Origin of the sequence: Rhizobium sp. SG2393 (genome assembly GCF_042610495.1) — a bacterium.
Classification (GTDB): domain Bacteria; phylum Pseudomonadota; class Alphaproteobacteria; order Rhizobiales; family Rhizobiaceae; genus RU20A.
Map to the genome: position 1 here is coordinate 1336822 of NZ_JBHGAP010000001.1, position 23275 is coordinate 1360096.

Sequence of the window (23275 nt, forward strand, 5' to 3'; positions counted from 1 at the left end):
GGTTCTTATTTCAGGAAATGCAGTGCCTCAGCAGAGCTTGGCGCCATTCGGCGCAGCCTTGTCCGGTACGGCGAGCACGATGGCGCCGGTCTCGTCGGCAAAGCCGAGCGTCAGCACTTCGGAACGGAACGGCCCGATCTGGCGCGGCGGAAAGTTGACCACGCCCATGACACGCCGGCCGACGAGCGTTTCCGGCGTATAGTGGACGGTGATCTGAGCCGACGACTTCTTCAGCCCGATGTCCGGGCCGAAATCGATCACCATCTTGATCGACGGCTTGCGCGCTTCCGGAAAGGGCACGGCCTCGACGATCGTGCCGACACGAATATCGACACGCTCGAAATCGGCGAAGGTGATCGTCCAGGTCGGCGCTGCGTCAGCCATGATCCACCTCAGTTCGCGAGTTCTTGGGCGCGGCGGCGGGCTGCCTCGATGGCCTTGTCGAACAAGGGCTGCATGCCATCCTCGGCCATCAGCACGGAAAGCGCTGCAGCCGTCGTGCCGCCCGGCGATGTCACGTTCTGGCGAAGCTTTGCGGCGTCATCGGGGGACCGGTGAAGAAGTTCACCAGCCCCCGACACCGTCTCTCTTGCAAGCCGCATGGCCAGGTCCGCCGGAAGACCGGCCTTTCGACCGGCTTCCGCCATGCACTCGACAAGATGGAAGACATAGGCCGGCCCGCTGCCGGAAACAGCGGTGACGGCATCGATCTTTTCCTCAGTATCGACCCACTCCACCGGGCCGCTCACGGCAAGCAGCTCGTGGACGGAAGCGCGGGCTTCCGGGGTGACGCGATCATTGGCGAAGGCGCCCGTGACGCCGCGCCCTATCATGGCCGGCGTATTGGGCATGGCGCGCACCATGCCGGCGGCGCCCAGATGGCCTTCGAGGAAAGCAAGCGTCTTGCCGGCAGCGACGGAGACGATGACCGTATCGGGTCCGACCAGCCCCTTCAGCGGCGGAAGGACGGCGTCCATCACCTGCGGCTTGACCGCCAAGAAAAGCATGGATGCTGAGAGGCCAGCGGGCGCAGCCGTCGCGTGGGTCACCCCATGCTCGGCCATCAGCGCGGCCATGGCCGGCGCGGGGCCAGGATCGAGAACGAGGAGGTCGGACGCCGCAACACCGCTTTTCAGCCAGCCGGCCAGCATCGCACCGCCCATATTGCCGGCACCGACCAGAACGATCGGCCCTTTGCCCGCAGTCGATGCCATCACGCTTCCCCGACCGTTTCGAAGAGCACGGCATCGACGGCGCGCTGCGCGTCCATGCCCGACCAGACGACGAACTGGAAGGCCTGGAAATAGCTTTCGCAGGCATCGATGGCGCTCGACAGAAGCACCTCCACCTGCTGGTTGGTGGGCTCGGCGCCGCCGGCCAGAAGCAGCGACTGGCGGAAGATCACCACCTCTTCCTGCCGCCACAGGTCGAAGTGCCCCATCAGCACCTGGCCGTTGATGTGCGAGAGAAGGCGGATGACTTCGTTGACGCGGCTTTCCGGCACCTTGATGTCGAAGGCGCAGGCCAGATGCAGGGCCTCGAACTGCTCCATCCACGAGAAGGAGACGTGGTAATCCGTCCAGCGCCCCTCGACCGTCATGGCGATTTCGTCTTCGCCGGAACGCTCGAACGACCAGTCGTTGTTGGCGGCCACGAACTCGATCATGTCGACCGGGTTCGATTGCCGTTCAAGCTCCCATTCCATCAGGCTCATGCATCACCCCAAAATCCGGTCGGACGCGCGCAGCCCTGCCTTGTCGACGGGGACAACACACACCAAACACCGGAACAGACTTCTGATTTGCGGACCCGCGGCCAACCCTGGCGACACTACCCTGCCTGGAGCTTGCGTGGTCCGTTTCGAATCATCATTTAAAATCAGTGTATAACGGCGGAGTCAGCAAGAAAGCCCCCCCGCCGCAATTTCCCGCTCACCAAGCCGCAACATGCCTTCCAGATTGAGTCAGCGCGGCGATTTAACCGACTCTGCCGTAAGGCTTTTTCCGGCATGTCCACAGGTGGAAAACTTTTCGCGGAAAAACCGTTTGGAATCAAAACAGGCCGCCGGATGACGCCGGCGGCCTGCTGAAAAGTGAAAATGCCGTCGAAATCGCGTGTCCGGTTCAGGCGCCGGCGTTGCCAGCGAGACGGGCTTCCAGAGCCTCGATCCGCTTCAAAAGCGCGTCGTTTTCCTCGCGGGCCCGAATCGCCATCTCGCGCACGGCTTCGAATTCCTCGCGCTTGACCACGTCCATCGAATTCATGAAGCGCTCGGCCTGGGCGCGGAAGGCGGTCTCCACTTCCGTGCGCACGCCCTGCGCCGCGCCGGCGGCATCGGTCATCAGCTTGGCGAAATCGTCGAAGATGCGGTTGGTGCCGGTCGTCATGGTCGAAAGCTCCCTGTCGTAACGCCCGCGCGGCGGGCCGCCGTCCATGGGATTGAGGTAGGGTGCGTCAGCTCGCGTTGCAAGGAAAAATGCGGTTGAGGGTGGCGGCGCAACGCCGCGCTTGCCTTGACCACACCGGATTCGAACGCCATGTTCCCGCCCAAACGGGACATGCCTGTCCCCCTGCCCCTTCGCGAAGCGGATCCAGCGCGCCGTGCACAGTCTCGAGAGCCTTCTCGCCATCATGCCCTTTCCGGAGATCGATCCGGTCCTCATCCAGATCGGACCGCTGGCGATCCACTGGTATGGGCTTGCCTATGTCGCCGGCATCGTGCTGGGCTGGCGCTACGCCGTCCTGATGACGAGACGCCCGCCCCTCTGGCGCAACGGCACGCCTGCCGTGACCGCCGAGCAGATGGACGACTTCCTGCTCTGGGCAGCCGCCGGCATCGTCGGCGGCGGGCGCATCGGCTATATCCTGTTTTACGATTTCCCGGCCGTTGCCGCCAATCCGCTGCGCGCCTTCGAGATCTGGAACGGCGGGATGTCCTTCCACGGCGGCCTGATCGGCACGCTGATCGCCATGCTGCTGTTTGCCAAGAAGCGCGACATCCTGCCCTGGAGCCTCTTCGATCTCGTCTGCGCCGTCGTGCCGATCGGCCTGTTCTTCGGCCGCATCGCCAATTTCATCAATGGCGAACTGTGGGGACGGCTTTCGTCCGCACCCTGGGCCGTGATCTTCCCGACTGGCGGCCCCTTCCCGCGCCATCCGAGCCAGCTTTACGAAGCGGCGCTCGAAGGTATCCTGCTGCTCACCGTCATCGCCATCGCGATCTTCCGCTTCGGCGCGCTGAAGCGCCCGGCGCTCGTCAGCGGCATCTTCGCCACCGGCTATGCCATCTCGCGCATATTCGTCGAATTCTTCCGCGAGCCGGATGCACAGCTCGGCTACCTCGCCTTTGGCTGGCTGACCATGGGCATGCTGCTGTCGCTTCCGATGCTGCTTGCCGGCCTGTGGGCGCTTTACCGCGGCCTCTCGACCCCGCGTGAGCCGGTCAAGGCGGGAGCCTGAGCCATGCCCACGCCCCTTGCCCAGAAGATCAAGTCGATCATCCGCCTCAACGGCCCGCTGAGCGTCACCGACTATTTCTCGCTCTGCCTCGCCGACCCCGAACACGGCTACTACCGCATTCGCGAACCCTTCGGCCGCTCAGGCGATTTCGTCACGGCACCGGAGATCAGCCAGCTCTTCGGCGAGATGATCGGCATCTTCCTCGTCAATGCCTGGGAGCGCCATGGCTCGCCAGCACCTGTCATCCTGGCGGAGATCGGCCCCGGCCGCGGCACGATGATGGCCGATATCCTGCGTGTCATCGAGCGTGTCTCGCCGGGCCTCTACGAACTCTGCGCTGTGCATCTCATCGAGACCAGCGAGCGGCTGCAGAAGGTACAGAGCCAGACGCTTGTCGAGCACAAGCCGAAGATCTCCTGGCATACGAGCTTCGACACGCTGCCGCCGGGCTTTCTGCTGCTTGTGGCGAACGAACTCTTCGATGCCGTGCCCATCCGCCAGTTCGTGAAGACGCCGCAGGGCTTTCGCGAACGGCTCGTCGGGCTCGATGCGGAGGACCACCTGACCTTCGTGCCCGGTATCGCGACCATCGATCCCGATCTCCTGCCCGTGCCCGCCCAGTCTGTGCCGCCCGGCACAGTCTTCGAGGTGGCGCCGGCCCGCGACGCTGTGATGGCAGCACTCTGCCAGCGTATCGCCAGCCATGACGGCACGGCGCTCATCATCGATTACGGCCACATGGCCACCGGCTTCGGCGATACGCTGCAGGCGATCCGTGATCACACCTATGATCCGCCGCTCGCCAATCCCGGCCTCGCCGATCTGACGAGCCACGTCGATTTCGAACAGCTGGCCCGCCGCGCCAAAGCCGAGGGCCTGAAGGTCAACGGCCTCGCTCACCAGGGCGATTTCCTGCTGGCGCTCGGCATCGCGGAGAGGGCCGGCGCGCTAGGCTCCGGCAAGGATCTGGAAACGCAGGAGGAGATCCGCACCGCTGTGGAACGCTTGGCCGGGAGTGGCGAAGGCCGCATGGGCGAGCTTTTCAAGGTTCTGGCCGTCAGCCACCCCGACATCGGCATCGCCCCCTTCCAGAAATGAGAGCGGGCCGGGTGCCATGACGGAGCGCACCGGTCGACGGTGGACGCGTCTGCAGCGTTGACAGCGCCGCCGCCAGCCGCCACCCTTGGTGCAAATCACAGGTCCGCACGCGCACTGAGACTTGCGCGGCACCAAAACCTTCGGGCGACAGCATCCGCCCACCACGCCGGAGCCGAACGAGGATCGATCGACCCGAGCCGTAGTTTCAACCCGACGACGCGCCCTTCAGGGCCAGGAACTGGCAGACAGGCCCCCGCCAACGCCTGAACCAGCGGAGACAGCAACACCGTGACCCCAATCGAGACCGCCGCGCAAACATCCACCGGCCCGGATCCCATCCAGTCGCCCCGTCTTGCCGCGCTGTCGGCTGCCGGCATCCTGCACGGCTACTTCACCCGCGCGGGCGGCGTTTCCGAAGGCCCGCTCTACCGCGGCCTGAATGTCGGCCTCGGCTCGCATGACAGCCGCGAAGCCATTCACGAAAACCGTCGCCGCGTCGCCGCCTGGTTTGGCGCGCAACCCGCCCGCCTCGCCACCGTCCATCAGGTCCATTCGCCCGACGTCGTCACCGTGGACGGGACCTATGACGGCGCGCGGCCTGAGGCCGATGCCCTCGTCACCGCCACGCCCGGCCTCATCCTCGGCGTGCTGACGGCCGATTGCGGGCCGATCCTGTTCGCCGACCCGGAAGCAGGCGTCATCGGCGCCGCCCATGCCGGCTGGAAAGGCGCGTTCGGCGGTGTGCTGGAGGCAACCGTCGCGGCCATGGAAGCGCTCGGCGCCGACCGGACGCGCATCGCAGCCAGCCTCGGCCCGTCGATCAGCCGGCGGAACTACGAGGTCGGCCAGGAGTTCTACGATCGATTCCTCGCCCATGATCCGGACTATGTCCGCTTCTTCACCGCGGCCGCCCGTCCCGGCCACTTCATGTTCGACCTGCCGGCCCTGACTGTGAAGCGGCTGACGGATGCCGGCGTCGCCGCCGACAATCTCGACATCTGCACCTATCCGGACGAGGACCGCTTCTTCTCCTACCGCCGCACCACCCATCGCGCCGAGCCCGATTACGGCCGGCAGATCTCTGCCATCATGATCCGGGAGCGCTAAGCCATGGCCCTGCACTTCGCCGAACAGGAATATGCCGCGCGCCTGACGCGGCTGACGGCCCGCATGCGGGAGGAAAAGCTCGACGCCATGCTGCTCTTCGCGCAGGAAAGCATGTACTGGCTGACCGGCTACGATACCTTCGGCTACTGCTTTTTCCAGACGCTGGTGGTGAAGCTCGACGGCTCCATGACGCTGCTGACCCGCTCGGCCGACCTGCGCCAGGCCCGCCACACCTCCAATATCGAGCGCATCCAGATCTGGGTCGACCGCGTCAATGCCGATCCGACCGTCGATCTCAAGAACATGCTCTCCGATCTCGACCTGCTCGGCTGCCGCATCGGCGTGGAATTCGACACCCACGGCATGACCGGCCGCATCGCCCGCCTGCTCGACCATCAGCTGACGAGCTTCGGCGCGATCGTCGATGCCTCCGCGCTGGTCGGCAACCTGCGTCTCGTCAAAAGCGAGGCCGAGATCGCCCACGTCGTGAAGGCCGGCGAACTGGCCGATGCCGCCCTTGATGCCGCTCTCCCGCTCATCCGCCCCGGCGCTGGTGAAGCCGATATCCTCGCCGCCATGCAGGGCGCGGTGCTGGCCGGCGGCGGCGATTATCCCGCCAACGAATTCGTGATCGGCTCCGGCACGGATGCCCTCCTCGTCCGCTACAAATCCGGCCGACGCAAGCTCGATGCCGAAGACCAGCTGACGCTGGAATGGGCCGGCGTCAGCGCCCACTACCACGCCCCCATGATGCGCACCGTCATCATCGGCGAGCCCACCAACCGCCACCGCGAACTCTACAGCGCCTGCCGTGAGGCCATGCAGGCGATCGAGATGGTGCTGCGCCCCGGCAACACCTTCGGCACGGTCTTCGACGTGCATGCCCGCATCATGGACGAGCGCGGCCTTGCCAAGCACCGGCTGAACGCCTGCGGCTATTCCGTCGGCGCGCGCTTCTCGCCCTCCTGGATGGAGAGCCAGATGTTCCATGTCGGCAATCCGTATCCGATCGAGCCGGACATGTCGCTCTTCGTCCACATGGTGATCATGGACAGCGAGACGGGCACGGCCATGACACTCGGCCAGACCTACCTGACGACGGCTGGCGAGCCCCGCGCCCTTTCCCGATATGGGCTCGACTTCATCTCTGCTTAAGATTCTCTGGCGAGGATGGCTGATTGACAGGGTGGAGACGCCCTGATCATCATCGGGCCGATCCGTGCCACGCCTCTTTCTCGACGCATCCAGGGTGTTATCGGTCCTTGAAACTACGCTTCTGTCGATCCGGTCGATGATCCCCATTGCCCGGATGGACGCAGGTAGGAGTAGCTGATGACGCCCGTGTGCGACCGACAGGACCAGACGATCATCCCTCCGGCGCAGAGTGCCGCGCCACGCGAGCGGCGGCTTTTGACCCTGGTCGGGCGCGGCCCTCTCGCACTCTCGCTCCTGCTCATCATCGCAGGCTGCAACAGCACCGATGCCCTGACCCCGCAGGTGGATGTGGGAAACGGCACCAGCTTCAACTCGCCGCCCGTCACCCAGCGTGACCTCGACGGCATGGACAACCAGGCGCCCGTGACCGGCGGCCAGCAACTGGCCGCAAACCGCGGCCCGGTCCAGAGCGAACAGCCGATCACCGGCCAGACGCTTGCCGCCCCGCCCTCGAGCGCGACGACGTCCCTGCAGCAGACGACGGTTGCGGGCAACGGCACCTACCGCGATCCGGCCGGCACGCTGGAAGGACAGGCTGCGGCGCTGGGCAACCAGCCGGCCACCGCCCAGCAGCAGATTGCCACCCAGCCGACCCAGACCCAGGCGGCCCAGACCCAGCCGGCGACGACGCCCACGACGACGCAACAGCAGCCGGCCACCCAGACCGCGGCGGTCAACCCGCAGGCAACGGCGCTTTCCGTGCGCTTCCTGCCGATCATTGGCGCTCCCGTCCAGGCCGTCACGCCGCTGTCCCGACAGCTCGGTGCGGATGCCCGGGCCAGGGGCATTACCATCAAGAGCGCCACGGATGCCTCAGCCGAGCATATGCTGAAGGGCTATTTCTCCGCCTTCGCCGACGGCTCCAACACGACCGTCACCTATGTCTGGGACGTGCTGGATGCTTCCGGCAACCGGCTGAACCGCATCCAGGGACAGGAGACCGCACCGGGCGGCGGCGGCGATCCCTGGGCCGGTGTCCCTGCCTCCACTATGCAGGCCATCGCCAGCAAGACGATCGACAGCTACCTTGCCTGGCGCAACGGCCGTTAACCAAAATCGAAACGTCGGAGGCGCCCCGCAAGGCTTTGCCCCGTCAACGGTTTTGCACCTTTAAACCGATTACGTTTTGAGGATTCCATCAGCGCCCCCTTGCAATCGGGGCGTGGGCGGTTATTAAGCCCGAAAAGGCAGCCTCTTTCGGTGACGGGGCTGCAGACCAACGCTCGCACGGCCTTTTGCCGTGACGCGCCCAGACAGGCGGACCATCCATGAAGGTATTCGCAGGCAACTCGAACCGACACCTTGCCGAAGCCATCTGCTCCTATCTCAGCCTACCGCTTGGAAAAGCCACGGTCCGCCGCTTCGCAGACCAGGAAATCTTCGTCGAAATCCAGGAAAACGTGCGCGGCGAGGATGTCTTCATCATCCAGTCCACCTCGTTCCCGACGAACGACCACCTGATGGAACTGCTGATCATGATCGATGCAATGCGCCGGTCCTCGGCCAAGCGCATCACCGCCGTGCTTCCCTATTTCGGCTATGCCCGTCAGGACCGCAAACCCGGTCCGCGCACGCCGATCTCCGCCAAGCTCGTTGCAAACCTGATCACCGAAGCCGGCGCCGACCGCGTCATGACGCTCGACCTGCATGCCGGCCAGATCCAGGGATTCTTCGACATCCCCACGGACAATCTCTACGCCATCCCTATCCTCGCCCGCGACGTGAAGGACAATTACGATCTGAAGAACGTCATGGTCGTGTCGCCCGATGTCGGCGGCGTGGTGCGCGCCCGCTCGCTCGCCAAGCGTCTCGACTGTCTCCTGGCCATCGTCGACAAGCGCCGCGACCGCCCGGGTGAATCCGAAGTCATGAACGTCATCGGCGACGTCACCGGCAAGGACTGCCTGCTGATCGACGATATCGTCGATTCCGGCGGCACGCTGTGCAATGCGGCGGAAGCACTTCTCAAGAACGGCGCGACCAGCGTGACGGCCTACATCACCCACGGCGTGCTTTCCGGCGGCGCCGTTGCCCGCGTCACCGCGTCCAAGCTCAAGGAACTCGTGATCACCGACTCGATCCAGCCGACGACGGCTGTCCAGTCGGCCCACAACATCCGCGTCATCTCGACTGCGAGCCTGCTCGGCGAAGCGATCAACCGCACGAGCATGGAAGAATCCGTCTCGAGCCTCTTCGACTGACGCGCCGAACCGCCGGCGGAGTCTGCCGGCGTTCTTTTCCCCAGCGAAAATCAGCTGTTGATGACGATGGTGCCGGCAACGAGCAGCGCCGCGCCGATCAGCGTGCGCGCCGTCAGGATTTCGCCGAGAAACAGGCTGGCCAGCACCGGCACGAAGCAGAATGTCAACGCCATGAAGGAATAGGCGAGCGTCAGCGGTACGCTGCGCAGCACGAAGATCCAGATGATCGTGCCGAGCCCGTAGATGACGAGCGCCACAATCAGCGTCGGATTGAGAAACAGGCCGAGGAGGCTGCGCACCCCCGGCTCTCCCACCTGGGCACTCGTCAGCTTGAACAGCAGTTGCCCGACCGCGATCAGGAGCGGCGTGCCGAGAAGCCCCGCCCAGATCAGCGGCGATTGCGGCGCGCCGTTCACGCCGCCACCTTCGCCTGCTCGCCCCTCACCTCGCTGTAGAAGATATCGCGGCCGATATCGACGCAGACATAATCGGCCGGCAGCGGATGCATGGCCCGAAGGAAGGAGTGCGTGTACGGGAAGAAATTGAAGTGCGGGTTGAAGCTGTAGCGATACTCTCGCTCGCGCGGCACGACGATAATGAGCCGGCGGCGCGCGATCCGCCGCAGTTCCGCTATCGCCTGCCGGTAATCCAGCACATGCTCGATCACATGGGTGCAGACCACCGTATCGAATTCGCCATCGGCAAAGGGAAGGTCCTCGATGCGCGCCGCGACATAATCGATGCCGTCGAGCTGGGCGGCATCCTCCACCACGAAATCGACGCCCGTCAGGCGCTTGAGGCCCGGATTGCCGGCCCGGATATGGGTGAGCAGCGCCCCCGTGCCGCAGCCGACATCGCACACGCTCTCGCCTTCGATCGCGCCCACGATGCGGCGGATGCAGGCCTCGGAATTGTCCGTGCCGGCATGAACACGCGGATGATGGCGGTAGAGCGTCTCGTACTCCTCCGGGGTCAGCAGCGGCGCGCGTTCACGGAACCTGGCGAGATGCACGATGTGCTCGCCCCAGACGAGTTTCGCCAGCCCCCGGAACATCGCGGAATCGCGCAGGATCGGCGGCAGCACGTCCTCGATGACGAAGCGGATGCGGTTGGTGGTTTCGCGGTTCATCGATGTCCTCCGGAACGGGCGGCCAGAGACAGCGTCTCGCCGCCGCTCAACGATGCATCCTCTTCGGACGACGACCCGCCGCGAGACGCCGGTGACCTTACCTGCGGCAGCGACAGATAATGGATGCGCAACTGTTCGGCCCGCGAGCGTGCCAGCGAATCGAGAATGAGACCGACCGTTCCCATGAGGAAGGCGATCAGCATCAGCGTGACCGAAAGCACCCATGTCGGCAGGCGGGGCACGAGACCGGTGCGGAAATATTCGACCAGCACCGGCTCCATCAGCACAAGGCTCGCCAGCATGAAGGCAAGGCCGACGACACCGAAGAAGGCGAAGGGGCGCGTCTCCTTCATCAGCAGCGCAAACATCCAAAGGATCTTCCCGCCGTCGCGGAAGGTCGAGAGCTTGGAGGTCGATCCCTCGGGCCGGCGGCCGTAATCGAGCGCGAGTTCGCAGACGGGCAGCTTGAGCCGCGAGGCATGCACCGACATCTCCGTCTCGATCTCGAAGCCCCCGGACAGCGCGGGAAAGCTCTTGACGAAACGCCGCGAGAAGACGCGGTAACCCGAGAAAATATCAGTGAAATCCGCTCCGAAGACGGTGCGATAGAGCCGGTTGAAAAGACGGTTGCCGAAGGCGTGCCCCTGCCGGCCCGCATCGGCGGTGACCCCGCGGCGGGTGCCGACCACCATGTCGGCGCGCTCGGTCAAAAGGCTCAGCACCAGTTGCGGCGCATCCTCCGGGCTGTAGGTTCCGTCGCCATCGGCCATGATGTAGATGTCGGCATCGATATCGGCGAACATGCGCCGCACGACATGGCCCTTGCCCTGCCGCCGCTCGGTCCGGACGATGGCGCCGGCGAGCGCCGCCTTCAGCGCCGTGTCGTCGCGCGAGTTGTTGTCGTAGACATAGATCCGCGCCCGCGGCAGCGCCTGGCGAAAGCCGCGCACCACATCGAGAATGGTCTTTTCCTCGTTGTAGCAGGGCAGCAGCACGGCAATATCGAGATCGGCGAGCATGAAAACCTTCAGTCGCGGCGTCGCAGAAATGGCTCGACCACCGTGGAGGAGAAACGCGGGCTTGGCGTGATGCACAGCCCTCGCGCGAATCTAGGCAAACAGGGTTAACAGCCGGTTTCTGGCGACTTCCGTGGCAGTCTTTAGATTTGCTTTAACAGCGCCGGCTAGGGTTCAGGGCCTCGCAACGCCCTGCGAAACGCCCGGAGACAGCGATGACCACGCGCATTTCCCCTGCCATCCAGCCGAACGGTACCGGCCTCTCGTCGGCCGCATCCTCCGCTTCACCATGGAAGGCCGTGCTCATCGCCGCAGGCCTGACCATCGCTCTCCTTTTCCTCTTTGGGTTGAAGAACAACACCGATTATGTCGGCATCGACAATGATGACGGCATGCGCCTTGTGGAGGTCCGCGACCTCGTCAACGGCCAGTCCTGGTTCGACACGACGCAGTATCGTCTCGGCCCGCCGGGGGGCACGGAAATGCACTGGTCGCGTTTCGTGGATCTGCCGATCGCAACGATGATCCGCGGCTTCTCCCTCCTCACGGATCCCGTCACTGCCGAGCGCATCGCGGTCACGATCTGGCCGCTCATCCTCGTCGTCCCCATTCTCTACGGCATTGGCCGCAGCGGGCAGAATCTCGGCGGAAGGCCTGCTCTGCAGATCGCGCTGGTCCTCGGATCGATCATGCTAATCGCGGGGGTCAAGTTCCGCCCGGGCGCGATCGATCATCACAATGTGCAGATGTCGCTGATTGCGCTGACGGTCGCCGGCCTCTTGGATCGCGGCCGACATCCTCTAAGCTTTGCACTGTCCGGTCTCTGCACCGCCCTCGCCATCTGCATCGGCGTGGAGACCATCCCGCTCGTGGCGGCAAGCTGCACCGTGGTCGCGCTGATGTGGTGCGTGCTGGGCGCCGAAGTCCGCGGTGCAACGCTCGCCTTCACGCTCACGCTTGCCGGCATCCTTGCTGCGAGCTTCCTCGCCACCATCCCGCCCGCACATTACCTGCGCGTCACCTGCGACAACATCTCGCTCGGTTTCCTCGCACCGGCGCTGACGGGCGCGCTGGCGCTTGCAGCCGTTGCCGCGACCCTCGGCAAGACACCCCTACCCGCGCGCCTCGCCGGCCTCGCCTTGGTCGGCGCAGCCGTCGTCGTCGTCACCCTACGCGTCGCCCCGCAATGCCTCGCCGACCCCTTCGCAACCATGGACCCGCTTCTGATCGAACTGTGGCTGAGCGGCATTCAGGAGGCGCAGCCGGTGACCGCCGTCTTCGCCCGCGAGCCGGCCGAGCTCGCCACCTATTATGTCCCCGGCACGCTTGCGCTTCTCGTCTGCCTGTGGCGCATTGCGCAAAACGACCGGCGCGCGCAGCATCTCGTGCTGCTGCCGCTGATCCTGACGGCCTATGGCGTCACCCTGTTTCAGGTGCGCGGCGTGCTCTTTCTCGATCTTCTGGCCGTCATCACCCTGTCGGCCGCCATTGCCGACCTGCGCGCCCGCGCCACCGCCGAGCCGAAAAACATCGGCCGCGGCCTGGCCTTCGCGGGCCTGACGCTCGCCAGCATCAGTCCGGTCTGGTCGATACTGGCACTGGCCATCCCCTCCGAGGCACGGGATCGCAAGCTTGCCGAAATCAGCGGCGAGACGGTCGGCCACCGAGAAGCCTGCGGCAGCCCCGCCAATCTCGCAGCGCTCGCCAACGAAGCGCCGACCGCGGTACTTGCCCCTTCCGACCTCGGCGTCGCCCTGCTGCGCTTCACGCCGCACCGGGTCCTGACCGCACCCTATCACCGCAACCAGGCCGGCATGCTGGCGGAGCTTAAGATTGGCATGGCGCCGCCTGCGGAAGCCGAAGCGCAGATGCGCGCGCTTGGCGTCACCATCGTCACATTCTGCGCACAGGATCCGCAAACGCGAATCCTCGCCACCCGCGCGCCGGATGGCCTTTACGCCCGTCTGGACCGAAACGAGATACCGGCGTTCCTGGAACCGATCCCGCAGCCGGAAGGCGCGTCCCTCCGTCTCTTCCGCCTCAGGCCAGCGTGACGCTGGGGCGGACAGTCGGGATGGCGCAGGCCTCGCCGCCGCCATTTAAAAGCCGGGAGCGGGTGAGAAAACGCCGCTCGCGGCCGTTGTCGAGCGAAAACATGCCGCCGCGTCCCGGCACCACGTCGAGAATGAGTTCGGTGTGCTTCCACACCTCGAACTGCGAGGCCGAGATATAGACCGGCACGCCGTCGATCTCGCCGAGCTTCACGTCGTGATCGCCGACAATATAGTCGTCAGCCGGATAGAGCATCGGCGAAGACCCGTCGCAGCAGCCGCCCGACTGGTGAAACAGAACATCCGGATGATCCTGCCGGATCTCGGCCAGAAAGGCCCGCGCCTCAGCCGTCGCGCTGACGCGCACCACATCGTCCGTCATGAAAACCTCCTTCGAATGCCTTCGGGACCGGCCGCGTCTCCTCCCGCGGGCGCCCCGTCAAACAGGAATGGGGGAGCGGCGCCGTGCCGCTCCCCCCGTCTCTTGCCGTCGTTGCGGGTTCCGGCTCAGAAGAAGCCCAGCGCCTTCGGCGAGTAGCTGACCAGCATGTTCTTGGTCTGCTGGTAGTGATCGAGCATCATCTTGTGCGTCTCGCGGCCGATACCCGACTGCTTGTAGCCGCCGAAGGCCGCATGGGCCGGGTAGGCATGGTAGCAGTTGGTCCACACGCGGCCGGCCTGGATGTTGCGGCCGAAGTTGTAGCACCGGTTCGCATCGCGGCTCCACACGCCGGCACCGAGGCCGTAGAGCGTGTCATTGGCGATTTCGAGCGCTTCGGCATCGTCCTTGAAGGTCGTGACCGAAACCACCGGCCCGAAGATTTCCTCCTGGAAGATGCGCATCTTGTTATGGCCCTGGAAGACCGTCGGCTTGACGTAGAAGCCACCGGCGAGATCGCCTTCAAGCTCGTTGCGCGCGCCGCCGGTCAGCACCTTGGCGCCTTCCTGCTTGCCGATGTCGATATAGGCGAGGATCTTCTCCAGCTGCTCGGAGGAGGCCTGAGCGCCGATCATGGTGGAGACGTCGAGCGGGTTGCCCTGCTTGATGGCCTCGACGCGCTTGATGGCGCGTTCCATGAAGCGGTCGTAGATCTTCTCATGCACCAGCGCGCGGCTGGGGCACGTGCAGACTTCGCCCTGGTTCAGCGCGAACATCGCAAAGCCTTCGAGCGCCTTGTCGAAATAGTCGTCGTCTTCCGCCATCACGTCGGCAAAGAAGATGTTCGGCGACTTGCCGCCCAGTTCCAGCGTCACCGGAATGAGGTTCTGCGAGGCATACTGCATGATCAGGCGGCCGGTGGAGGTTTCACCGGTAAAGGCGATCTTGGCGATGCGCGGGTTGGACGCCAGCGGCTTGCCGGCTTCCAGACCGAAGCCGTTGACGATGTTGAGCACGCCCGGCGGCAGGAGATCGCCGACGATTTCGGCAAAGACGAGAATCGAGGCCGGCGTCTGCTCGGCCGGCTTCAGCACCACGCAGTTGCCGGCGGCAAGCGCGGGCGCAAGCTTCCACGCGGCCATCAGGATGGGGAAGTTCCACGGAATGATCTGGCCGACGACGCCGAGCGGTTCATGGAAGTGGTAAGCGATCGTGTCGTGGTCGATCTCGCCGATCGAGCCTTCCTGGGCGCGAACGCAGGAGGCGAAATAGCGGAAGTGGTCGATGGCGAGCGGAATGTCGGCAGCCATGGTTTCGCGCAGCGGCTTGCCGTTGTCCCAGGTCTCGGCCTTGGCGAGCAGTTCGAGGTTGTCCTCCATGCGCTGCGCCATCTTCATGAGGATGTTGGCGCGCTCGGTGGTGGAGGTGCGGGCCCACTTGTCCTTGGCGGCGTGGGCGGCGTCGAGCGCCAGTTCGATGTCCTCGGCCTGCGAGCGTGCGATCTGGCACAGGACGCCACCGGTCACCGGCGTCGTATTGTCGAAGTAACGCCCGGCAACCGGCTCGCGCCATTCGCCGCCGATGAAGTTGCCGTACTTCTGCTTGAAGGGGTTCTCGACGATCTTCTGATGCAACATGGCCATTCCTCCCGAATGTGTTGGCAAACTGTGAGGGCTCCTCCAGGGGCCGTCGGGAAGAAGGTGGGCCGAGTTGGGTCGCTTGAACAGCCCGCCCGGGCCGTCCGACTGTCACATCTGTCTCACATCTGCGACAGAAAAAGGCAGGTTGCCATGTTGCATTGCCGCAAATTCAGGCAATCAGTCGATCTGCAAACGGCGCATCTTGCGATAGAGGGTAGCGCGGCTGATGCCGAGCATCTCCGCCGCCCGGGAGACATTGCCATCGGCGCGCGCGAGAACACGGCGAAGCGCGGCACGCTCGGCATCCGGCAGTTCCGCCTCCTCGTCCGCCCGATCGCCAAGGAGATCGGCTGCCGGAATGCCGGCCGCGATCCGCTTGTCGTCGAGATCGAGCGCATGGCGCGCCGCCCGTGTTGCCCCGAGCACGAGATCGTCGCGGTCCACGGCCAAAAGCGCCGGACCCGACCGCGCCGCCTGCGGCAACAGAAGGATGCGGGCGCGCGAAAAGGCCCGGCGGAAGAGATTGGCCTCGATGCGCCCGGCCGCATCGCGCACGGCCTGGGCAAGGATCGCCATCGACATGTCGGTGGCATCCTCCCGGCAGGTGGAGACGTCGATGGCGGCAGCGATCCGGCCGAGATGATCGCGCACCGGCGCGGTGGCACAGGAAAGACCGGTGTTTTGTGCCAGAAAATGCTGGTCGCGGTGAATGATCACGGGCCGCTCGTCGGCGAGCGCCGTACCGATGCCGTTGGTACCGGCACTCGCCTCGCTCCACACCGTGCCGGACCACAGGCCGACCGAGCGGAACTCCTTGTCGTCGCCCATCGCACCGCGGCGATCGATCGCCACCCCCTGCCCGTCCGTCAACAGCAGGCAGCAGCCCGAACGCCCGACAACCGAGAAGAGACGGTCGAGTTCGTCCGAGGCCTCCTCGATCAGCGGCGTGGCGCGCTCGCGCACCAGCCGGAATTCGGCCTCCGACAGGCGCTGCGGCCCCTTGGCCTCTTCCGGTGTCAGATGATGCAGGCTCATGCAGCGCCGCCACGAGGCGGCAATGGGCGAACTGGCCGCCGATGACTTTTCGGTCGCGACCTTGTAGACACGTTCGCAATGATCGACGTGCTGGCTCATGGGTCTTCCTCCCGGTGCGGCTTCCTCCAGACGCATCGTTATCCGGTGATGGTGGCAGCTTTCGGCCGCAACGTCCAGTCAGGCGAACGTCGCAAAGCGAGCCGAGCCTTGAAACCGCGTCATGGACTTGCGGAAAGCCAGATGCGGCATCCGCAGGGATAATGAACCAGCTCAGCCTTGCTTTCCCGGGCATTCTCCGCTAGAGACGCGCGTCCGCGTAGACACCCTTGGAGGCAACGCGGATGGGGCTCACGCCTCGGCTTTCCCGGTCATGGACCGGAAAGCTCTCCAGAACACAAGAAAGGTACTGCCATGAGCAAAGCTTCTTACGAGCTCAAGGCCGAGACGCGCGAACGGGTCGGTAAGGGGTCCTCCCGTGAACTTCGTCGCAACGGTCTTATTCCCGCTGTCATCTATGGTGACAAGCAGGCCCCTGTCTCCATCGCGATTTCCACCAAGGACGTCACGCAGCGCATCCACGCCGGCGGCTTCCTGACGACGGTCGCCGTCATCGACGTCGCTGGCGAAAAGATCCGCGTCCTGCCGAAGGACTACCAGCTGGATCCGGTCCGCGATTTCACGATGCACGTCGACTTCCTGCGCGTGTCGAAGAACAGCACGGTCACCGTCGAAGTTCCGGTCCACTTCATCAATGAAGAGAAGGCACCGGGCATCAAGGAAGGCGGCGTTCTCAACATCGTTCGTCACGCCGTTGAACTCGTCGTGTCCGCCGACGACATTCCGGAATCGCTGACGGCCGATCTCGCCGGCCTGAAGATCGGCGACGGCATCCACATCTCCAACATCAAGCTGCCGGCAGGCGCCGCACCGACGATCACCGACCGTGACTTCACGATCGCCACGATCGCCGCTCCTGATGTTCTGGAAGACGAAGCGACCGAAGAAGAAGGCGCGAAGGAAGAGTAAACTCTTATCGCTGACGAAAGACTTTTGGAGCCCGTCCGGCATCGCCGGGCGGGCTTTTCGTTGCCGGCATGTCAGGGCTGTTTATCGAACGAAAACAGCGGCCCGCATCGAACGGGCAGACAGCGATGCCGGAGGTGTGTGGTGACTTTTCAATAACATTTAAGCTTTTCATGATGTCCTCGGAGCAACCGGGCCGACGAGCTGGTCCGAGAGCAGGGAAACCTGCGCTTTTGGGGCGGATGACTATGCATTCGGTGGAAAACCGTTTTCTGACGATCGTGACGGCGACGACGCTTCTGGTGGTGGTGCCGCTTCTGGCCGTCTATTTCATGCTGACATCCGAACGTATCGTTCGCGAGCGCATGAATTCGGTGGACGTTCTGATCGGAACCGCGACCCAGTCGCTCGGCAAGCCGGTCTGGGATCTCGACAGCCAGAGCGTCAGCCGCATCGCCAATTCGCTTCTTCTCGATGACGTCGTGACGGCCGTATCGATCCGCGATACCTCCGGCGTCATTTCCGTCAATGCCAGCAATGCGCAGGACGAGGCAGCCACCCGCCGCGAGAGCAAGATCGTCACGCGTGACATCAACTATGTCGACCGCGACGGCTCGCGCAAGATCGGCACGCTCACCCTGACGATCGACCAGCATGCAACCCATGCCGGATTCGAGAAGGACGAGATCAGCATGCTCGCCGTGCTGTTGCTCTCCGTCGGCGTCGTCTTTGCCGCCGCTGTGATCTGCAACCGGTTGATCGTGATGCGTCCCCTCAACCGCCTGACCGCGGCCATCGAGGCGACGGACCAGCTGAGCTCGCGCCGCCGCGTCGACTGGCACTCCCGCGACGAGATGGGCGCGCTCGCCGCAAGCTTCAACCGCATGCAGGACAAGCTGGAGCGCGAGGAACTGGAACTCAAACGCGCGCACGACCGCGCGACCGAAATCTACAACGGCACGCCGGCCATGCTCTTCTCGCTCGACAGCCTGGATCGCATCACCGCCGTCAGCGATTACTGGCTGGCGGCCACCGGCTACAGCCGCGAAAACGTCATCGGCCGCTCCTTCCTGGAACTCCTCGATCCGCAGTCCCATGACATCTACCGCGACCGCACCGGCAGGCCCGACGACAAGGGCGGCACGACCTGCGAGGTAACGCTGCCGCTGCGCAAGGCAGACGGCACCTGGATGACGGTGCTGATCCTGGAAACGACCGGCCCGGCAGACCACAGCGAATTGAACTCGCTGTCGGTGATGACCGACGTCACGGCCCTCAAGGAGGCCGAAAGCCGCAACCTGTCCCTCGCCATCACCGACCATCTGACGGGCCAGCTGAACCGCCAGGGCTTCGAGGCGGCCCTTCACAAGGCGATCCGCACCGCCGATGAAAGCGGCGAGCAGCTTGCCTGCCTCTTCATTGACCTCGACCGCTTCAAATGGATCAACGACAACCTTGGCCATGCCGCGGGCGACGACCTCCTGCGCAAGGTGGTGGAACGCAGCCGCGAGCATCTGCGCGACAAGGATATCATGGCGCGCCTCGGCGGTGACGAGTTCGCCATCCTGATCACGGCGCCCCGGGCCCAGACGATCGCCGGCGAGATCGGCGAGCGGGTCTGTGCCGCCCTGCGGAACCCGTTCAACCTGCGCGGCACCGAAGTCGGCATCAGCGCCAGCATGGGCATGGCGATCTACCCGCTGCAGGCCGACAGTTCCGCCGACCTCATCCTCAAGGCCGACATGGCCATGTACGACCGCAAGCGCGCCGGCAAGAACGGCCTGTGCATCTTCGACAGCTCCATGCTGGACGACGCCCGCGAGCGCCACGAACTGGAGCAGAGCATCGAGGCAGCGCTGCGAAACGACTGGGTCGAGACGCATCTGCAGCCGATCATCAGCCTGCGCAACGGCATGATTGCCGGCTTCGAGGCGCTGATGCGCATCAAGCATCCCGAACGCGGCCTGATCGCCCCCGGCAAGATCATCGAGATCGCCGAAGAGAACGGTTCGATCGGCCGCATCGGCGAACGCGTCATGGAACAGTCGATCGCCCATCTCGCCCGGATATCGGAACTGGAAGGCACCGAGGAGACCTACCTCGCGATCAACTTCTCGCCGCTGCAGTTCGACATCAGCCTGCCGAGCCGGCTCGCGGCACTTCTGCTGCGCCACCACATTGCCCCGAAGCGCATCGTGATCGAAATCACCGAGGCGGTGCTGATGCTCGACAATCCCGACGTGCACGCCGTTCTTGCCCAGCTCAGCGAGTTCGGCTGCCAGATCGCGCTGGACGACTTCGGCACCGGCTACTCCTCGCTAAGCTATCTCAGCCGCTTCCCGGTCGATATCGTCAAGGTCGACCAGTCCTTCACCCGGTCGCTGACGATCGGCAACAGCGATGCGCGCCGCAAGAGCCGCATGCTGATCAAGGGCATCAGAACCATCTCCCACCAGATGGGCTGTTCCGTAGTGGCAGAGGGCGTGGAGACGGCCGAACAGGCCGAAGTCCTCGGCAAGCTCGGCATCGACTTCGGCCAGGGTTACCTCTTCGCACGCCCGCTCGACATCAACAGCACGATGGCCATGCTCGAAAGTGATTCCGAAGCCAAGGAATCGCATCATGACACCGCCCACCTCAACGTGGAGAGCGCATGAAACGCCTCGCCGTCTTCTTTCTCCTGCTGATGGCCGCCAAGGCCGAGGCCAATCCGCGCCTGACCTTCGTGACGCAGGAATACTACCCCCTCGCCTTCACGCGGGACGGCCACATGCAGGGCAGCATGGTGGATCAGATCAGGATCATCACCCACGAAGCCGGCGTTGCCGGATCGATCGAAATCATCCCTTGGGCGCGGGCCTATTCACTCGCGCTCGCCGAAGACGATCATTGTGTCTTCGGCGCAGCCCACACGCCCAAGCGGGACGCCCTCTTCAAATGGGTTGAGCCGCTGGATGAAGACATTGCAAGCCTCGTGCGCCTGTCGGACGGAGCGCCCGCACCCACCTCGCCCGAGGACGCGAAGACGCGCCGCATCGGCGTTCAGCGGGGCGATTTCGCAAGCGAGATCCTTGCGGCCGAGAACTTCACCAATCTCGATGTCTCGACCGATTTCGAAACCACGCTCAGAAAGCTCGACAATGGCCGCATCGACATGACCGTCATGGCCGACGGCATGATCGAGAACGCGAGGAAGCAGCGCCCCAAGCTCGAGAAAGTCATGCCGATCGTTCGCAGCACTTTCGGAATGGCCTGCAACAAGGCTGTCGACGACGAGGTCATCGCCCGCCTCAACACCGCACTCGGCCGCCTGATCGCGGATGGGCGACAGAACCAGATCCTGGACCGCTACGGAATGGGCAATGCCCGCTAAATTGCGAAGACTCTGAAAATCGCGCCGGGGCGACCGCCTTATTTCCGCGCTACTGCCCGTGTTTTGACGCAAGCCGTTGATCCCGTGCGTGGCTTCTGCCACAGCAATGCGCAGAAAAGTGCGAAAGAAGTGACATGAAGATCATCGTCGGCCTTGGCAATCCCGGCCCGAAATATGCGGGCAACCGGCACAATATCGGCTTCATGGCCGTGGACGCACTGCATCGCCGCCATGCCTTCGGCCCGTGGACGCGCAAGTTCAAGGCCGAGATCGCCGAAGGGGAACTCGCCGGCGAGAAGATCCTGCTCGTGAAACCCCAGACCTACATGAACGTCTCGGGCGAATCCGTCGGCGAAGCCATGCGCTTCTACAAGCTGACGCCGGCCGACATCATCGCCGTCTATGACGAGCTCGATCTTGCGCCCGGCCGCGCCCGGCTGAAGACAGGCGGCGGTCATGGCGGGCACAACGGCATCAAGTCACTCGATGCCCATTGCGGCAAGGACTACCGTCGCCTGCGCCTTGGCATCGGCCACCCGGGCGCCAAGGAGCTCGTCAACGGCCATGTGCTCGGCGATTTCGCCAAGTCCGATGCCGCCTGGCTGGAGCCCCTGCTGGATGCGCTGGCGGACAATGCCGACCTGCTGGTGAAGGGGCTCGACTCGCAGTTCCTGAACAAGCTGGCAATCGCCACCGGCGCGCCGGCCGAGCCGGATCAGCCCGCGCGGCCGAAGCCGCCCGCAGCCCCCTCCTCACCGAAGCCTGGCGGCAAGTCCCACATCCGGCAGGCGCGGCCTGACGTTCCGAAGATGCTGCCGACGACCGGCCCGATGGCCGACATGCTCAAGCGGATGTTTTCGAAGACCGAGGACAAGTAGGCGCGCGACCTGCCCCCGGCACCCTACTCCTCGGGCTCGGCCTTCAGCATGAGCGGAAAGCCCGCTTCCTTGGCGAGATCCATGGCCTCGGCCACCTTCGTCTCGGCAATATCCTTGGCGCAGACCACCACGACGGCGGAACCGAGCTTGTGCGCCGTCATCATCACCCGGTAGCCCGCCTCGTTCGACATGCGGAAGACGACCTTCAGCACCACCGTCACGAATTCGCGCGGCGTATAGTCGTCATTGTAGAGAATGACCTTGTAGAGACGTGGCCGTTCGAGCTTCGGCTTCGTCACGGTTTTCGGTTTGAGGGCGATGTCCTTGTCGCTCATCCCTGGGTCGTCCATTCGTGTCGCATGCCGGTTTGGTCCGCCTGCCGCTCCGCGTGCAGCGCAGGGCGCTTTTCGCGGCAGATGTGAGGTACTCCGTTGATATGGGCCTTGCAAGCGCTTGCGGCAAGCGCCCACGCACCCCGCTGCAGGCGCCGAGGCTTGACCCGCCCGGCCGTTTCGACCATAGCGGGCCCAACCAGTGTCTTCAGGATCAAGAGGCCTCCCCCATGGGTTTCAAATGCGGTATCGTCGGCCTGCCGAATGTCGGCAAGTCGACCCTTTTCAACGCGCTGACAAAGACGGCCGCCGCCCAGGCCGCCAACTATCCGTTCTGCACCATCGAGCCGAACACCGGCGAAGTGGCCGTGCCGGATGCGCGCATGGCCAAGCTCGCGGCAATCGCCGGCTCGAAGGAAATCATCCCCACCCGCATCTCCTTCGTCGATATCGCCGGCCTGGTGCGCGGCGCCTCCAAGGGTGAAGGTCTCGGCAACAAGTTCCTCGCCAATATCCGCGAAGTCGATGCCATCGTGCACGTGCTGCGCTGCTTCGAAGACACCGACATCACCCATGTCGAAGGCCGCATCGACCCGGTCGGCGATGCCGAGACGATCGAGACCGAGCTGATGCTCGCCGACCTCGAAAGCCTCGAGCGCCGCGTCGAACAGACCCGCAAGCGTGCCGCCAGCAAGGACAAGGAAAGCCTTGCCAACCTGCCCGTCATGGAAGCCGTCATCAAGCTGCTCAACGAGGGCAAGCCGGCCCGCCTGCTGCTGAAGACGCTCGCCACCGACGACATCGCCATCCTCAAGGGTCTCAACCTCCTGACCTCGCATCCCGTGCTCTATGTCTGCAACGTCGCCGAAGGTGACGCCGCGACGGGCAACAAGCACACGGAAGCCGTCGCCGCCATGGCCGCGGCCCAGGGTGCGGAATGCGTCATCATCTCCGCCGCCATCGAGGCCGAAGTCGCCCAGTTGCCGGAAGACGAAGCCACGGAATTCCTCTCCGCCCTCGGGCTGGAGGAAGCGGGCCTCGACCGCCTGATCCGCGCCGGCTATCACCTGCTCGACCTCATCACCTATTTTACGGTCGGCCCCAAGGAATGCCGCGCCTGGACGATCGTGCGCGGCACCAAGGCGCCCGCCGCCGCCGGCGTCATCCATTCGGATTTCGAGCGCGGCTTCATCCGCGCTTTCACGATCGGCTATGACGACTACATCGCCTACAAGGGCGAAGTCGGCGCCAAGGAAGCCGGCAAGGGCCGCGACGAAGGCAAGGAATACGTGGTCTGCGACGGCGACGTCATCCACTTCCGCTTCAACACCTGATCAGG

23 protein-coding genes are annotated in these 23275 nt (G+C 64.5%); 12 read left to right on the forward strand and 11 right to left on the reverse strand.

What is annotated here, in order from left to right; all coding sequences use genetic code 11:
• Positions 1-27 precede the first annotated feature (27 nt).
• From ACED18_RS06265 to ACED18_RS06280, 4 genes are all read right to left on the reverse strand, one after another.
• Positions 28-384 (reverse strand): tRNA-binding protein, encoded by a 357-nt coding sequence (locus ACED18_RS06265; protein WP_377290049.1) that lies wholly within the window; start codon positions 382-384, stop codon positions 28-30.
• Between the two features lie 8 nt (positions 385-392).
• Complete coding sequence (proC, locus tag ACED18_RS06270) at positions 393-1214, reverse strand: pyrroline-5-carboxylate reductase (protein ID WP_377290051.1); 822 nt, start codon at positions 1212-1214, stop codon at positions 393-395.
• Positions 1214-1714 (reverse strand): YbjN domain-containing protein, encoded by a 501-nt coding sequence (locus ACED18_RS06275; RefSeq protein WP_149737742.1) that lies wholly within the window; start codon positions 1712-1714, stop codon positions 1214-1216. Before ACED18_RS06275 ends, proC begins: the two co-directional genes overlap by 1 nt.
• 409 nt (positions 1715-2123) lie before the next feature.
• Positions 2124-2387: an accessory factor UbiK family protein gene (locus ACED18_RS06280; protein ID WP_377290054.1), complete on the reverse strand. Its 264-nt coding sequence runs from the start codon at positions 2385-2387 to the stop codon at positions 2124-2126.
• A gap of 214 nt (positions 2388-2601) precedes the next feature.
• Between ACED18_RS06280 and lgt the strand changes: the two genes are divergently transcribed.
• From lgt to ACED18_RS06310, 6 genes are all read left to right on the forward strand, one after another.
• On the forward strand, positions 2602-3459 hold the full coding sequence (gene lgt, locus ACED18_RS06285) for a prolipoprotein diacylglyceryl transferase (protein ID WP_377290056.1): 858 nt from the start codon (positions 2602-2604) through the stop codon (positions 3457-3459).
• Positions 3460-3462: 3 nt separating this feature from the next.
• Positions 3463-4557: a class I SAM-dependent methyltransferase gene (locus tag ACED18_RS06290; RefSeq protein ID WP_377290058.1), complete on the forward strand. Its 1095-nt coding sequence runs from the start codon at positions 3463-3465 to the stop codon at positions 4555-4557.
• 297 nt (positions 4558-4854) lie between these two features.
• The gene (gene pgeF, locus ACED18_RS06295) at positions 4855-5664 is read left to right on the forward strand and encodes a peptidoglycan editing factor PgeF (RefSeq protein ID WP_377291071.1); all 810 of its coding nucleotides are present in this window, start codon (positions 4855-4857) and stop codon (positions 5662-5664) included.
• A gap of 3 nt (positions 5665-5667) precedes the next feature.
• Positions 5668-6819, forward strand: a complete 1152-nt coding sequence (locus tag ACED18_RS06300; RefSeq protein WP_377290060.1) for a M24 family metallopeptidase — start codon at positions 5668-5670, stop codon at positions 6817-6819.
• 177 nt (positions 6820-6996) lie between these two features.
• A complete protein-coding gene (locus ACED18_RS06305; RefSeq protein WP_377290062.1) occupies positions 6997-7929 on the forward strand; it encodes a hypothetical protein in 933 nt (310 codons plus the stop codon).
• 218 nt (positions 7930-8147) lie between these two features.
• Entirely contained in the window at positions 8148-9080 is a 933-nt protein-coding gene (locus ACED18_RS06310) for a ribose-phosphate pyrophosphokinase (protein WP_377290064.1), read from the forward strand.
• 50 nt (positions 9081-9130) lie between these two features.
• Here the strand turns inward: ACED18_RS06310 and ACED18_RS06315 are convergent, their stop codons facing one another.
• The 3 genes from ACED18_RS06315 to ACED18_RS06325 are packed head-to-tail and all read right to left on the reverse strand — an operon-like array spanning position 9131 to position 11228.
• Complete coding sequence (locus ACED18_RS06315; protein WP_377290066.1) at positions 9131-9496, reverse strand: transporter; 366 nt, start codon at positions 9494-9496, stop codon at positions 9131-9133.
• Positions 9493-10209, reverse strand: a complete 717-nt coding sequence (locus ACED18_RS06320) for a class I SAM-dependent methyltransferase (RefSeq protein ID WP_377290068.1) — start codon at positions 10207-10209, stop codon at positions 9493-9495. The genes ACED18_RS06315 and ACED18_RS06320 overlap by 4 nt, the downstream gene beginning before the upstream one ends.
• On the reverse strand, positions 10206-11228 hold the full coding sequence (locus ACED18_RS06325; RefSeq protein ID WP_377290070.1) for a glycosyltransferase: 1023 nt from the start codon (positions 11226-11228) through the stop codon (positions 10206-10208). The genes ACED18_RS06320 and ACED18_RS06325 overlap by 4 nt, the downstream gene beginning before the upstream one ends.
• Positions 11229-11440: 212 nt before the next feature.
• Between ACED18_RS06325 and ACED18_RS06330 the strand changes: the two genes are divergently transcribed.
• A complete protein-coding gene (locus tag ACED18_RS06330; protein WP_377290072.1) occupies positions 11441-13279 on the forward strand; it encodes a hypothetical protein in 1839 nt (612 codons plus the stop codon).
• Here the strand turns inward: ACED18_RS06330 and ACED18_RS06335 are convergent.
• From ACED18_RS06335 to ACED18_RS06345, 3 genes are all read right to left on the reverse strand, one after another.
• Complete coding sequence (locus ACED18_RS06335) at positions 13266-13658, reverse strand: DUF779 domain-containing protein (RefSeq protein ID WP_377290074.1); 393 nt, start codon at positions 13656-13658, stop codon at positions 13266-13268. The genes ACED18_RS06330 and ACED18_RS06335 overlap by 14 nt on opposite strands.
• Positions 13659-13783: 125 nt before the next feature.
• Complete coding sequence (gene adh / locus ACED18_RS06340; protein ID WP_377290076.1) at positions 13784-15292, reverse strand: aldehyde dehydrogenase; 1509 nt, start codon at positions 15290-15292, stop codon at positions 13784-13786.
• A 180-nt stretch (positions 15293-15472) separates the two neighbouring features.
• A complete protein-coding gene (locus ACED18_RS06345) occupies positions 15473-16429 on the reverse strand; it encodes a helix-turn-helix domain-containing protein (protein WP_377290078.1) in 957 nt (318 codons plus the stop codon).
• A gap of 312 nt (positions 16430-16741) precedes the next feature.
• Here ACED18_RS06345 and ACED18_RS06350 point away from each other — a divergent pair, with 312 nt between their 5' ends.
• The 4 genes from ACED18_RS06350 to pth all read left to right on the forward strand — a co-directional run bounded on the left by ACED18_RS06350 (position 16742) and on the right by pth (position 21604).
• Positions 16742-17356: a 50S ribosomal protein L25/general stress protein Ctc gene (locus tag ACED18_RS06350; protein ID WP_377290080.1), complete on the forward strand. Its 615-nt coding sequence runs from the start codon at positions 16742-16744 to the stop codon at positions 17354-17356.
• 245 nt (positions 17357-17601) lie between these two features.
• On the forward strand, positions 17602-20010 hold the full coding sequence (locus ACED18_RS06355; protein ID WP_377290082.1) for an EAL domain-containing protein: 2409 nt from the start codon (positions 17602-17604) through the stop codon (positions 20008-20010).
• Complete coding sequence (locus ACED18_RS06360; RefSeq protein WP_377290084.1) at positions 20007-20726, forward strand: substrate-binding periplasmic protein; 720 nt, start codon at positions 20007-20009, stop codon at positions 20724-20726. Before ACED18_RS06355 ends, ACED18_RS06360 begins: the two co-directional genes overlap by 4 nt.
• 134 nt (positions 20727-20860) lie before the next feature.
• Positions 20861-21604: an aminoacyl-tRNA hydrolase gene (gene pth, locus ACED18_RS06365; RefSeq protein ID WP_377290086.1), complete on the forward strand. Its 744-nt coding sequence runs from the start codon at positions 20861-20863 to the stop codon at positions 21602-21604.
• Between the two features lie 23 nt (positions 21605-21627).
• On the opposite strand, the gene clpS is transcribed toward pth, so the two are convergent.
• Entirely contained in the window at positions 21628-21939 is a 312-nt protein-coding gene (gene clpS, locus ACED18_RS06370; protein WP_377290088.1) for an ATP-dependent Clp protease adapter ClpS, read from the reverse strand.
• Positions 21940-22166: 227 nt separating this feature from the next.
• On the opposite strand from clpS, the gene ychF reads away from it, so the two are divergent.
• Positions 22167-23270, forward strand: coding sequence for a redox-regulated ATPase YchF (ychF, locus tag ACED18_RS06375; protein WP_377290090.1), 1104 nt, complete (start codon positions 22167-22169; stop codon positions 23268-23270).
• Positions 23271-23275 lie beyond the last annotated feature (5 nt).